This window comes from Curtobacterium sp. NPDC092190, from assembly GCF_044755625.1.
Classification (GTDB): domain Bacteria; phylum Actinomycetota; class Actinomycetes; order Actinomycetales; family Microbacteriaceae; genus Curtobacterium.
The window spans coordinates 74,865-87,576 of the sequence record NZ_JBIVRJ010000002.1; the positions used below are offsets into that span (position 1 = coordinate 74,865).

Here is a 12,712-nt window from a genome sequence, read left to right on the forward strand (position 1 = left end):
CCCCCCTCGCGTTCCCCTGACGGCAGCGTACTGCTCTCGACCTGATCTGCCGCCGCCGGACCTGCCCCGTCGGCCTGCTTCAGCGGATGTGCTCCCACGACGACAGCGCCGTCCAGTCCTGCGGGTCGAAGGCGAAGGAGCTGCCCATCGCGGTCTGGTCGAGTGCGCGGCTGATGGGCTCGCGTCGGAGGCTCGCCAGCAGGAGTGCGCCGACCCCGCCGTGAGCGATGAACGCGATGCTCCGCTCGGGTGTCTGTGCCGCGATGCGTCGGACCGCGCGCTCGACACGGCTCTGGGCGTCGATCGCGCGTTCCCAACCACGGACGGACCGCTGCGGTTCGGCGAAGAACGCGTCGACGGTCGGTTCGAACTCGCTCGGGTCGAGGTAGCCGGTCGCGCTGCGGTCCATCTCGCCGAGGTCCTCGTCGATCTCGAACTCCGAGTCCGACTGTCCGGCGATGATCTCCGCGGTGTCCAGGGCCTTCCGCTCGCTGCTGCTGACGATGCGGAGGGGCTGGGGGAACAGCGTCGCGATGCGTGCGGCGCGGGCGCGTCCGACCTGCGACAGGCCCCAGTCCTGGATCCGGACGGTTGCGTCGACGGTCACCTCGGGATGGGACACCCACGTGCACAGCATCGTTCGACCGTACCCAGCCGGGGTGAGCGGGTGTCAGAGCGCTGCAGCGTCGGCCGCACCGGTGGCACCGCTGACCTGGACCTGGGGTGCGTCGTCGGTGTTCCAGCGGAACAACACGAGGTGCCAGAGACCCGGGCGCTTCCGCGACGGATCGATGAGGCCGTCAGCGCCGAGCGCCACGATGCGGTCTCGGACGCTCCACGAGGCCGGGACGCCTCCGTCGGCCACGACCTGCTGCCACGGCGCGGTCGCGTCCTCGAGGTCGACCCCGGCCGCAGCACGAGCGGTCGCGTCGCGAAGGTCGACGATCCGGGGCGCCACCACGTCCACCTCGACGATCACCGGCTCCGTGGCGCGCGTGTCCGGATGCGCCACGAGCGCTGCCTCCACGCCCGCGACGGACGAGCTGAGGTACAGCGTGGGCTCGTCAGGTCGTGAGTACCGACCTGCGGACCGTGACCCTGCGATGACGGATGCGCGGAAGCGTGGATCCACCGCGCGGAAGAAGGTGCCACGCACCTCCGATGCGAAGGCGTCGCGGTCGTCGCTCGTCCTGGTGCGGCTCATGCCGGCGGCGTCGCTCCCGCGCCCTCGGTGTCGTCAGCGCCCGCCGGACCGGTACCGGCCTGGTCGAGGTTCTCGTGCGGGTCGCCCATGTCGCCGGTCGCCTTGCCCGCCGGGGACAGCCCGAAGTGCTTGCGGACGGCATTCGCCTGGGTGTCGGTCACGCTGTTCCCTGCTCCCGGGGAGGGGGCATCCTTGATCGCGCTCTTCGAGTAGCCGACGTGCAGGTCGGTGCCGTCGAACGTGGCGTCCTCGACCGGGACGAGCACGGTGTGACCCCCGAGGAGTCCGGTCGCGACGCTGACGAACGCGGCGCTGCCGTCCTCGGCGGAGGGGAACACCTGCGCGACCTTGCCGACGGATGCGCCGTCGCGGTCCTTGACGGGCGCGTTCTCGACCTCGTGGATCGTGCTCTTGGTGATCATGGGCGTAGTCAACGCTCCCAGCCTGACCTGCTTGTGTCAGTGGTCGCGCGGCGGGCCCGAGCGCTGCGGGAAGAGCCCTGAGCAGGCGAAGCAGTCGATCGTCACGTTCGTCGAGGGACCGAGCCGTGCCTCCAGACCGGTCTGGAGCCGCGCCGCTACCGCACTGCCGGCACCGCGACGCTCGCGAGCTCGGCTCGCACGATGTCCGCGCCGGCCGAGAGCGCACCGAGCTTCTGCAGGGCCGCTCCGCGCGCCAGCGGCGCCATGCCACAGTTCGTGCTCGGGATGAGCTTGTCGGCGTCGACGTGGTCAAGGGCGCGGCGGAGGACTGCGGCGACCTCTTCCGGCGTCTCGACCTGCTCGGTGGCGACGTCGATCGCGCCGAGCATGACCTTCTTGCCGCGGATGAGTTCGACGAGTTCGAGCGGGACGTGGGAGTGGATGCACTCGAGGGAGACGATGTCGATCGAGGACTGCTGCAGGAGCGGGAAGGACCGCTCGTACTGCCGCCACTCGGCGCCGAGGGTCTCCTTCCACCGGTTGTTCGCCTCGATGCCGTAGCCGTAGCAGATGTGCACGGCGGTCTCGGCGCTGAGGCCCTCAGCGGCGCGTTCGAGTGCGGCGACGCCCCAGTCCTGCACCTCGTCGTGGAACACGGTGAACGCGGGCTCGTCGAACTGGATGACGTCGACGCCGGCCTCCTGGAGCTCGAGTGCCTCTTGGTTGAGGATCGTCGCGAACTCCCACGCCAACTTCTCGCGGCTCTTGTAGTGCTGGTCGGAGAGGGTGTCGATCATGGTCATCGGGCCGGGGAGCGCCCACTTGATCGGGCGGTCGGTCTGCGCGCGGAGGAACTTCGCGTCCTCGACGAACACCGGCTCCGGGCGGCTCACCGCGCCGACGACCGTGGGCACGGCGGCGTCGTAGCGGTCGCGGATGCGCACGGTCTCCTTGCGCTCCTGGTCGATGCCGTCGAGGTGCTCGATGAAGGTGGTGACGAAGTGCTGCCGGGTCTGCTCGCCGTCGCTGACGATGTCGATGCCGTTGCGCTCCTGCTCGTGGACAGCGGAGCGGAGCGCGTCCTGCTTGCCCTCGACGAGGGCGTCACCCTCGAGCAGCCAGGGGGACCAGAGTCGCTCGGGCTCGGCGAGCCAGGAGGGCTTCGGCAGGCTGCCGACGATCGAGGTGGGGAGGAGCGTGCTCATGCGCGTGGGGGTCCAGTCGGTCAGTGGGCGAGGGCGGCGGGTGCGGTCCCGCCGGTGAGGGTGGTCTGCTCGGCGAGCCATCGATCGAGGAAGTCGCGGTGCGGTGTGACGAGGTGCTCCTCGCTCCACCGGCCCTGCGTGACACCGAGGCGGCTGCGTTCCTCGCGGTCGTAGGCGATGCCGGTCGACGTCCAGTCGTGGTGCTCGAGTGTCGGGCGGAACGTGCTCGGCGCGACCTCGTTCGCGTTGTAGATCTCCGGCCGGTAGATCTTCTGGAACGTCTCCATGGTGGCGATCGTGCCGATGAGCTGCAGGTCCGAGTAGTCGGTGAGGACGTCGCCGCGCGAGTAGAAGGCGAGCGGTGCCGTGGACCCCGGCGGCATGCAGTACCGGACCTGCATGCCCATGCGGCCGAAGTAGTCGTCGGTGAGCGACGAGTGCTCGTGCTCGTACTCCGCGCCGAGGACCGGGTGGACGAACCCGGTCTGCCGGTAGGTCTGGCTCGTCGAGACGCTGATGCAGACGACGGGCTCCGCGTCGAACTCCGACCGGAACGCGTCCGACCGCAGGAAGTGCTGGAAGAGCTGCCCGTGCAGCTGGCCGAAGTCGGCGGGGAGCGAGGGCGCCGACGGCAGGCGGACGGCGAAGTCGTGGTCCCGCAGGTACGATGAGAGGTTGTTGCCGACGATGCCCTGGTGGCGCTCGCCGGAGTGCTGGTCGACGATCGTGACATCGAGCACCTCGATCAGCGGGAAGTGCTCGACCTGTCCGCGGTCCTCGAACTGCATCGTGACCGACACGATGTCGAGCTCGACCCGGTAGCGGTCGCCGTCCGCGTCGCCGGCGAGGTCGTTGCAGCGCCCGTCGATGAGCGCGAGCGCGTTGCGGAGGTTCTGCTGCCGGTGCGCACCGCGAGCCAGGTTCGCGAAGTTCGTCGTCAGACGCGAGCTCTCGGCGGGGGAGTAGTCCTCGTCGAAGCGTGTCCTGCTGATGCTGAAGGTGATGTCGTTCGCCATGGTCCGCAGTCCGGTCGTCGAGCGCCCGCGGGCACTGTGGGAAGGGTCCTCCGATCATGACGGGAGGCGCGGGTCATCAGGTAATACCGAGACGCTATGCGGTCGCATAGTCTGTTCCTATGGCTCGCGTTGCGAACGACATCACCCTGCAGCAGCTGCGGTACTTCATCGAGGTCGCCTCCGAAGGATCGATCAGCGCGGCCGCAGACCTGCTCTACGTCTCGCAGCCGACCATGTCGGCTGCGATGAAGGACCTGGAGGCGCGCATCGGCCGGCCGCTCTTCACTCGGTCCGCCCGTGGGGTCGTGCTCACCGTCGACGGCGTCGAGTTCCTCGGGTACGCCCGCCAGGTCGTCGAGCAGGTGTCGTTGCTCGAGCAGCGGTACGTCGGGCGCCAGGCGTCGCGCCGGCTGCTCGGGGTGTCGGCCCAGCACTACTCGTTCGCGGTCGAGGCCTTCGTGCGGATGGTCGAGGGCGCCGACGCCGACCAGTACGAGTTCTCGCTGCGCGAGACCCGCACGTGGGACATCATCGAGGACGTCCGGACGCTGCGGAGCGAGCTCGGCATCCTCTACCGCAACGACTTCAACCGGCAGGTCCTCGGCAAGCTCATGCGGGACGCCGGGGTCGTGTTCACGCCGCTCTTCGTCGCGCAGCCGCACGTCTTCGTCGCCCGACGGAACCCGCTGGCGTCGCAGGAGCGGGCGACGCTCGACGACCTGGCCGAACTGCCGCGGTTGACGTTCGACCAGGGTGCGAACAACTCCTTCTACCTGGCCGAGGAGATCCTGTCGACGATGTCGAGCAAGCGGGAGATCCGGGTGTCGGACCGGGCGACGATCTTCAACCTCATGATCGGTCTCGGCGGGTACACGATCTCGACCGGGCTCATCAGCGACGACCTCGACCCGGAGATCGTCGCCATCCCGCTCGACGTCGACGAGCGCATCGAGATCGGGTGGATCGCGCACTCCTCGGTGCCCCTGACGGAACAGGCGCAGACGTACCTGGAGGAGTTGCGGGCGGTCGTCGTCAGCTACGGGGTCGAGCTGCTCGGGCCGCACTGATCCGTCGAGGATCTCCGCCGCTCGTCACTCCCCGTTGCCCTGCATCTCGACGGCGTCCCCGTGGTGTGAGCGACGACACGGCGCCATCCTGCGCCTCGTCGCACCGAGCGAGCCGGGAGCCGAGTACGGGGCGGCCACGTTCCGTCGGCCGCGTGACGATCCCGGTGCACGGATGCCGCGGTTCGTTCACCGCGATCGTCACCGACGTGCCCCGAACACGGTCCCGGGCACGGAGCGGCTGACGGCCGCGGACCGCGGCGCCGCTGGACGGGAGGCGCGGGGCGCGCGCACCACGCGCCTCCGGACCGGCGCTGGGCGCGACCGCTCGTCCGCCCGCAGCCCGTCACAGGACGCTGCGGTCGCGCCGTCAGCGGATGCCGCTCCCGCGCAGCGGAGCGGGGTCCGGCGCCTGGTCCGCCTGGACCGCGAACTGGGTCCGGTGCAGTTCCTCGTACCGCCCGCCGGCAGCGAGGAGTTCCTCGTGCGTGCCGCGCTCGACGACGGAGCCGTCCTCGATGACCAGGATGAGGTCCGCGCTCCGGATGGTCGACAGCCGGTGCGCGATGACCATCGCCGTGCGACCGTCGAGTGCCTCGCTCAGGGCGGCCTGCACGGCGGCCTCGGACGTGGAGTCGAGCGCGGCGGTCGCCTCGTCGAGGATCACGACGCGGGGCTGCGCGAGCAGGAGCCGGGCGATCGTCATGCGCTGGCGCTCGCCGCCGGACAGTCGGTAGCCCCGCTCGCCGACCATGGTGTCGAGCTGGTCGGGCAGCGACCGGATGAGCGGTTCGAGGCGCGCACGTCGGACGGCGTCCCACACCTCGTCGTCGGTGGCCTCGGGTCGGGCCAGGCGCAGGTTGGCGCCGATCGTCTCGTGGAACAGGTGCCCGTCCTGCGTGACCATGCCCATCGTGTGCCGCAGTGACGCGAAGGTGACGTCGCGCACGTCCGTACCGGCGAGTCGGACGGCACCGCTGTCGACGTCGTACAGGCGGGAGAGCAGCTGCGCGATCGTGGACTTGCCCGCGCCGGAGGACCCGACCAGGGCGACGGTCTGCCCGGGCTCGATCCGGAACGAGACACCGTGCAGGACCTCGTCACCGCCGCGGGTGTCGAGCGTGGAGACCTCCTCCAGCGAGGCGAGGGAGACCTTGTCGGCGGACGGGTAGGCGAAGCGGACGTCGTCGAACTCGACCGCGACGGGACCGTCGGGCAGGGTGACGGCGTCGGGCTTCTCCTGGATGAGCGGCCGGAGGTCGAGCACCTCGAAGACGCGCTCGAAGCTCACGACGGCGCTCATGATCTCGACGCGCGCGTTCGCCAGGCTGGTGAGCGGTGCGTAGAGGCGGGTGAGCAGGAGTGCGAGGGTGACGACGTCGCCGGTGTTCAGCTGGCCACCGAGGGCGAGCGTGCCGCCGAGCCCGTACACGAGTGCGAGCGCGAGCGCCGAGACGAGCATGAGCGCGGTGACGAAGACGAACTGCAGCATCGCGGTGCGGACGCCGATGTCCCGCACGCGGGCGGCGCGGACGCGGAACTCCTCGGCCTCTTCGTCGGGGCGCCCGAACAGCTTGACGAGCGTCGCGCCGGGTGCGGAGAACCGCTCGGTCATCTGCGTGCTCATGGCGGAGTTGTGGTCGGCGGCCTCGCGGCGGAGTGCGGCGAGGCGGCTGCCCATCCGGCGTGCGGGGACGAGGAACACCGGGAGCATGACGACGGCGATGACCGTCACCAGCCACGAGGTGCTGAGCATGACGACGAGGGTCAGCACGAGTGCCACGGAGTTCGTGACGACGCCGGAGAGCGTCCCGCTGAAGGCCTGCTGCGCGCCGATGACGTCGTTGTTGAGCCGGCTGACCAGGGCGCCGGTGCGGGTGCGGGTGAAGAACGCGATCGGCATCTTCTGCACGTGGTTGAACACCGCGGTGCGGAGGTCGAGGATGACGCCCTCGCCGATCCGCGCCGAGTACCAGCGGGTGAGCAGCGACGACGCGGCGTCGGCGACGGCCACGAGCGCGATGACCAGGGCCAACCAGACGATCGTCGACACGGCGCCGCGGGCCGCGATGACGTCGACGACCTGACCGGCGAGCACCGGCGTCGCGACCGCGAGGAACGCCCCCACGACGGACAGTGCGATGAACACCACGAGCTGCACCTTGTAGGGCACGGCGAACGTCATGATCCGTCGGAGCGACTCGCGGGAGAAGCCCCGCCCGGCGTCCTTCGCGGACGAGATCTTGTACAGCGAGCTCCAGGCAGCGCCTTCCATGCTCATGCAGCCAGGATACGTCGGGACCACCGACGCCCCGCGCCCCGGTCTGCGACGATCGGAGCATGCCCTCCGACGACCGGCCCCTCGAGCGCCTCGGCTTCCTGACCATCGGCTCGTTCGACCCCGTGCGCCCGGCCGACGGCCACGAGGAGACGCTCCGCGTGATCGAGCGAGCCGAGGCCCTCGGCTTCGACAGTGCCTGGCTCCGGCACCGCCACCTGCAGCACGGCATCTCGTCGCCCGTGGCGATCACGGCCGCCGCCTCGCAGCGCACCTCGCGGATCGCCCTGGGCACCGCGGTCACCCCGATCGGCGCCGAGAACCCGTTCCGCCTCGCCGAGGACCTCGGCACCGTGGACGTGCTGCTCGGCGGTCGGCTGCAGCCCGGCTTCTCCGTGGGGACGCCCATGCACTACGACCTCTACCGTGACGCGATCCACCCGGACACCGCCGAGCACGAGGACCTCGGCAACGACCGACTCCTGCGATTCCGGGACCTCGTGCGCGGCGACCACGTCACGGCGACCGTGGAGCGCCGGGGGATCGAGGAGTTCGCCACGACCGTCCAACCGCAGAGCCCGGGGCTCGCCGACCGGATCTGGTACGGCACCGGCAGCACGCGGTCCGCGGTGTGGGCGGCCGAGCACGGCTTCCACCTGCTCACCTCGAGCGTGACCCGGAGCGAGGTCGGCACCGACTTCGCCGCGAACCAGCGCGCGCAGGTCGACGCCTACCTCGACGCGCACCCGGACCCTGCTGCGGCACGGGTCTCGCAGGGCCTCGTGGTCATCCCGACCGACTCGGCGACGCCGGAGCAGGTCGAGCGGTACCGGGCCTACGCCGCGGCGCGAGCCGGTCGGGTCGGGGTCCCGCAGGGGCCGGGGAAGCTGCTGTTCGCCGCCGACCTCGTCGGGAGCTCGGCCGAGATCGCCGATCGACTCCGCGCCGACGCCGGGTACCAGGTGGCGACGGAGGTGGCCTTCGCGCTGCCGTTCTCGTTCGCACCCGACGACTACGCGCAGATCATCGAGGACATGGCCGGTCGGCTCGGCCCCGAGCTCGGCTGGACCCCGGCCACGAGCGCCAGGTGACCGCCAGTCCCGAGTGGCAGGTTGGACGGGTGCACACCACCATCGACTCCGCGACCGAGGTCGTCTCCGGCATCCGCTTCCCCGAGGGCAACCGCTGGCACGACGGCCGGCTCTGGTACTCCGACATGCACACGGGCGAGGTCTTCTCGGTCGACCCCGGTGCGGCGGACGCGCGACCGCGCCTCGAGACGACCATCGCCGGCCAGTCGTCCGGCCTCGGGTGGCTCGCCGACGGCCGGCTGATCGTCAGTGCCATGAACGCCCGGACGATCCAGGTCGTGCGTCCCGACGGCTCGAACGAGCCGTTCGCCGACCTGTCGTCGACCGAACCCTCGCTCCTCAACGACCTGGTCGTCGACGAGGCGACCGGCCGGACGTACGTCGGCGCGTTCGGCTACGACCTGTACGGCGGCGAGGAGCTCCGTCCGGGACCGCTCTACGTCGTCGACCAGGACGGCTCCGCTCGGCTCGCCGCCGACGGCCTGGTGTTCCCGAACAGCGCGAACGTGCTCCCCGGCACGCGGACCCTGGTGGTCAGCGAGACCTGGGGTGGTCGACTGACCGCGTTCGACATCGAGCCGGACGGGTCGCTCACCGGCCGCCGCGAGTGGGCGGCACTACCCGAGGGCGTCACGCCGGACGGCAGCACGGTCGATGCCGAGGGCGCGATCTGGGTCTGCTCGGTGGACACGGGGGAGTTCCTCCGCGTCGTCGAGGGCGGCGAGGTCACCGACCGCATCGACGCCCCCGGCCTGTGCGCGATCGACTGCGCGCTCGGTGGCGAGGACGGTCGCACCCTCTACCTCGCCACCGCCGACAGCTACGACCCGGACACCACGGCGCGCACGCGCGCCGGGCGGATCAGCGCCGTCCGCGTCACCGTCCCCGGACCGTGACCGCACGACCGACCTGAGCAGTCGACGGCGGGGCGCAGCTGACGGACGGGAGGCGCGGTGCGGGCCGGCACCGTGCCTCCCGTCCGACGGCTCCCGCGTGGTCAGGGCGTGGTGAGTCGGGCGCGCAACCGTGCGCGCAGGTCGTCGTCGGCACCGACGGCGACGAACGCCGCGTCGACGTCGGCGGCGACGTCCTCGACGATCGGTGTGACGGTGGCGAGCCACTCGGTCACCTGGTCCGCATCCCAGGTCGCCTGGCGGTCACCCGGAGCGTGGGTCCCGGTGCCGGCCATCGCGCGGACGGAGGCTGCGTGGTCCTCGGCGACGACCGTCGGCGGGACGCCGGCGTTCGCGAGCAGCAGCGTGCTGATCATGCCCGTCCGGTCGCGCCCGGCACTGCAGTGCACGAGCACCCCGGACGGCGCGTCCGCGATCGCCCGCAGCGCACCGAGCACCAGGTCGGGCAGGATCCGCCAGTTGTGCCGCCAGTACTCCGGGGAATCGAGGATCGGGAAGCACACCTCGCGGAACTCCGGGTCGTCCTGGTCCTCGGTCGGGGCCGCGACGACGGTGATGCCGGTGAGGGCGTCCGGAGCGACGAGGGGATCGCCGTCGCGACGCCCCACCTCGTCGGCGCACCGCAGGTCGACCACCGACCGGAGCCCCCACACGCGTGCGTCCTGCCAGCCCCGGTCCGTGAGCAGTTCGCGGCGCGGACCGCGTGCGATCCGGCCGAGTTGCGTCGCACCGGTCGGGGACGACGGGGTGGGGAGCCCGCCGAGGTCCCGCACGTTCCGGTAGCCGTCCCAGTCGAGTCCACGCACCCTCCCACCGTACGACGGGTCCAGTCCGTTCGGCGCGTGCCCCCGGACGGGGGGAAACCGAGAGCAGGCTGCATGTCTACCGTGAAAGGCAACCGAGCGTGACACGCGTCACGTCCCCGACCGGAACCACGACCCGGTCCTCGCACACAAGGAGAGACCACATGTCCAGCGCAGCAACCCCCCGTACCGGTTCGACCCTCGTCCAGAAGGGCGCACTGCTCTTCGGGATCGTCTTCCTCATCGTCGGCATCGCCGGCTTCATCCCCGGACTCACGATGGACATGGGCACGCTGTCCTTCGCCGGCAACAGCTCGATGGCCATGCTCCTCGGCCTGTTCCAGGTGTCGGTGCTCCACAACATCGTGCACCTGCTGTTCGGCATCGTCGGCCTGCTCGCCGCCCGTTCGGCCGCGGGCTCGCGCTCGTACCTGCTCATCGGCGGCATCGTCTACGCCGTGCTGTTCGTCTTCGGCCTCTTCGTCGCCGGCATGGCCGGGGCTGCGAACTTCGTCCCGCTGAACAGCGCCGACAACGTCCTGCACGCCTTCCTCGCCGTCGCGATGATCGTCCTCGGCGTGCTCCTGCCCCGCGCCGGACGCACCACCCGCTGACACCCAGCCCAGCGCAGACAGGAGCGCGTCGGTCCTCGGACCGGCGCGCTCCTGTCGTCCGTGGGCCACGGGCGTGCGCCGGGACGGACGGGAGGCTCGTGGTCGACCCGCACCGTGCCTCCCGTCCGCCGGGTGGCGCGGTCCGCACCGGCGGTGCCAGGATGCCGTCAGCACCGGTCGCGGACCGGGCGGATCGGTGAGGGAGACGGGCATGGCCGAGGTGTTCAGCGACGCGGAGCGAGCCGCGATGCAGCAGGCAGCAGCGGAACGGAAGGCGACGCGCGGGCTGAAGGGCGCCGCGAAGCGCGAGGCCGAGCGCGAGGCGTGCACGGCCGCGATCGAGGCACTCGAGGGCTTCGACCAGGTCCTGGCCGCGCGCTACCACGTGCTCGTGACCGAGGTCGCTCCGGAGCTCGACCCGAAGACCTGGTACGGGTTCCCGTCGTACGCGCGGGACGGCAAGGTCGTCACCTTCGTGCAGCCGGCCTCGAAGTTCGGTGCGCGCTACGCGACCGTCGGGTTCCAGGAGGACGCCACGCTCGACGACGGCGCGATGTGGGCGACCTCGTTCGCCGTCGTCGAGTGGACCGACGAGGTCGAGCAGCGGCTCCGGGAGCTCGTGCGCCGGGCGGCCGTCTGATCCCGCGACCCCCCCGGCCCCGTCGGGCGCTACTCGTACCGGAGCGCGGTCACCGGGGCCGCCCGCACGGCTCGTGCCGCCGGGCCGAGCGCAGCGGCGAGCCCGGTGCCCGCAGCGCCGACCGCCACGACGACCACGAGCCAGAGCGGCACGACGGGCGCGATGAGTTCCGCACCCTTCGTCGCGCCGAGCAGGGTGTACGCCCCGGCCCAGCCGTACGCGGTGCCGAGCAGCCCGCCGAGCACGACCGCGACCGCGACCGTGATCGCCGTCTCCGCGAGGACGAGCGCGCGGACCTGCTGCCGCGTCGCGCCCACCACCCGGAGCAGTCCGAGCTCACGTCCCCGCTGCGCGGTCGTCAGGGCCGTGACGGCGACGACCCCGGCGGCGGCGATGACCCCGGCGGCGCCGACGAGGCCGGTGAACATGACCGCGAGCTGGTCGAACTGCTCCTGGATCCCGCGGTAGTACTCGGGGTCGTCCGCGGCCTGGCCCTGGAGCATGCTGGCGTAGGTCGAGAACCCGACGGCGAACGTGGCCATGAGCGTCACCGCGATGAGCAGCCCCACCGTCGCGCGGGCGGTGCGCTTCGGCGCCCGGAGCGAGTTCCGTGCGGCCATCGCCGGCACGACCGACCGGGCGGACGCGGCGGCCGCGATCCGCAGGACGGCGGGGAGCAGCACCGGGGCGGCGACCACGACGCCCGTGAACGACAGGGCACCGCAGGCCACCGCGAGCAGCAGGGAGTCGACGCTCGTCGCGCCGAGCACCACGGCGACGCCGAGCCCCGCCGTGCCGAGCAGGGAGAGCGTGCTCGCGGTCACCGTGCGGCCGACGGAACGGGTCGTGCCGGGAGCGGCCTCGACGCCGGCCTCGAGCGCGCGGAGCGGGGAGATGGTGAGGACGGCGCGGGAGCCGATGCGGAACGCGACCGTCGTGATGACCGCGACCAGGAGCCCGATCGGGACCAGGGACGGCGGGGCGACGACGCCGAGCGGCGGGAGCACGTCCGCGGCCGCGGCGACGGCGAGCGCGGCGTCCGCGACGACCGCGCCGAGGACGGTGCCGACGGCGGCGCCGACGATCCCGCAGGTCGCCCCGGTCCGGGTGACCTGCCAGCGGAGCTGCTGACCGGTGGCACCGAGGACACGGTGCAGTCCGAGCGAGCGGGTGCGGCCGGCGATGACGGTCGCGCAGGTGTTGGACGCGACCACGGCGCTGACGTACAGGGCGATCCCGATGAAGACCCACGCCACGACGGGCAGGATCGCGGCCACCGTGGCGCTCGACCCGGTGCGTTCGCCGAGCTCGACGATCCGGTGCGCGGCCTCGGCGCCGGTGACGACGAGGGCGCCGAGGCCGGCGGAGAGGGCCGCGACGGCGACCGTGGCGCGGTGCTCGCCGAACGGACGGGCGCGCCGCGTCCTCGTGCGTCGGTGGCGGCCGCGGCGACGGGGCACG

The 12,712-nt window shown here is 71.8% G+C and carries 13 protein-coding genes; 5 read left to right on the plus strand and 8 right to left on the minus strand.

Translation table 11 applies throughout. The features are described 5' to 3' along the window. Window positions 1-79: 79 nt before the first annotated feature. The 5 genes from ACIQFY_RS04540 to ACIQFY_RS04560 all read right to left on the minus strand — a co-directional run bounded on the left by ACIQFY_RS04540 (window position 80) and on the right by ACIQFY_RS04560 (window position 3,847). Complete coding sequence (locus tag ACIQFY_RS04540; RefSeq protein ID WP_326496815.1) at window positions 80-607, minus strand: histidine phosphatase family protein; 528 nt, start codon at window positions 605-607, stop codon at window positions 80-82. Between the two features lie 63 nt (window positions 608-670). Beyond that, a complete protein-coding gene (locus ACIQFY_RS04545; RefSeq protein WP_400338452.1) occupies window positions 671-1,204 on the minus strand; it encodes an RES family NAD+ phosphorylase in 534 nt (177 codons plus the stop codon). Beyond that, window positions 1,201-1,626, minus strand: a complete 426-nt coding sequence (locus ACIQFY_RS04550; RefSeq protein WP_326496817.1) for a PRC-barrel domain-containing protein — start codon at window positions 1,624-1,626, stop codon at window positions 1,201-1,203. The genes ACIQFY_RS04545 and ACIQFY_RS04550 overlap by 4 nt, the downstream gene beginning before the upstream one ends. Before the next feature lie 155 nt (window positions 1,627-1,781). After that, complete coding sequence (locus ACIQFY_RS04555) at window positions 1,782-2,831, minus strand: methionine synthase (RefSeq protein WP_326496818.1); 1,050 nt, start codon at window positions 2,829-2,831, stop codon at window positions 1,782-1,784. A 20-nt stretch (window positions 2,832-2,851) separates the two neighbouring features. Then, complete coding sequence (locus ACIQFY_RS04560; protein WP_326496819.1) at window positions 2,852-3,847, minus strand: putative oxygenase MesX; 996 nt, start codon at window positions 3,845-3,847, stop codon at window positions 2,852-2,854. A gap of 119 nt (window positions 3,848-3,966) precedes the next feature. Between ACIQFY_RS04560 and ACIQFY_RS04565 the strand changes: the two genes are divergently transcribed. Then, on the plus strand, window positions 3,967-4,914 hold the full coding sequence (locus tag ACIQFY_RS04565; RefSeq protein ID WP_066656220.1) for a LysR family transcriptional regulator: 948 nt from the start codon (window positions 3,967-3,969) through the stop codon (window positions 4,912-4,914). Window positions 4,915-5,281: 367 nt separating this feature from the next. Here ACIQFY_RS04565 and ACIQFY_RS04570 read toward each other — a convergent pair whose 3' ends face one another. Beyond that, window positions 5,282-7,192: an ABC transporter ATP-binding protein gene (locus tag ACIQFY_RS04570; protein WP_066656205.1), complete on the minus strand. Its 1,911-nt coding sequence runs from the start codon at window positions 7,190-7,192 to the stop codon at window positions 5,282-5,284. Window positions 7,193-7,251: 59 nt separating this feature from the next. On the opposite strand from ACIQFY_RS04570, the gene ACIQFY_RS04575 reads away from it, so the two are divergent. Together ACIQFY_RS04575 and ACIQFY_RS04580 are read left to right on the plus strand one after the other, a co-directional pair. Then, a complete protein-coding gene (locus tag ACIQFY_RS04575) occupies window positions 7,252-8,280 on the plus strand; it encodes an LLM class flavin-dependent oxidoreductase (RefSeq protein ID WP_400338455.1) in 1,029 nt (342 codons plus the stop codon). 29 nt (window positions 8,281-8,309) lie between these two features. After that, the gene (locus tag ACIQFY_RS04580) at window positions 8,310-9,176 is read left to right on the plus strand and encodes an SMP-30/gluconolactonase/LRE family protein (RefSeq protein WP_400338456.1); all 867 of its coding nucleotides are present in this window, start codon (window positions 8,310-8,312) and stop codon (window positions 9,174-9,176) included. A 101-nt stretch (window positions 9,177-9,277) separates the two neighbouring features. On the opposite strand, the gene ACIQFY_RS04585 is transcribed toward ACIQFY_RS04580, so the two are convergent. Then, window positions 9,278-10,000, minus strand: coding sequence for a tyrosine-protein phosphatase (locus ACIQFY_RS04585; RefSeq protein ID WP_400338458.1), 723 nt, complete (start codon window positions 9,998-10,000; stop codon window positions 9,278-9,280). A 161-nt stretch (window positions 10,001-10,161) separates the two neighbouring features. Here ACIQFY_RS04585 and ACIQFY_RS04590 point away from each other — a divergent pair, with 161 nt between their 5' ends. Both ACIQFY_RS04590 and ACIQFY_RS04595 read left to right on the plus strand, forming a co-directional pair. Beyond that, window positions 10,162-10,611 carry a DUF4383 domain-containing protein gene (locus tag ACIQFY_RS04590; RefSeq protein ID WP_066656188.1) on the plus strand — a complete coding sequence of 150 codons (450 nt, stop codon included), beginning with the start codon at window positions 10,162-10,164 and terminating at the stop codon, window positions 10,609-10,611. 211 nt (window positions 10,612-10,822) lie between these two features. Then, entirely contained in the window at window positions 10,823-11,251 is a 429-nt protein-coding gene (locus ACIQFY_RS04595; protein WP_326496823.1) for a hypothetical protein, read from the plus strand. A gap of 29 nt (window positions 11,252-11,280) precedes the next feature. Here the strand turns inward: ACIQFY_RS04595 and ACIQFY_RS04600 are convergent, their stop codons facing one another. Continuing rightward, complete coding sequence (locus ACIQFY_RS04600) at window positions 11,281-12,711, minus strand: FtsX-like permease family protein (RefSeq protein WP_400338461.1); 1,431 nt, start codon at window positions 12,709-12,711, stop codon at window positions 11,281-11,283. Window position 12,712 lies beyond the last annotated feature (1 nt).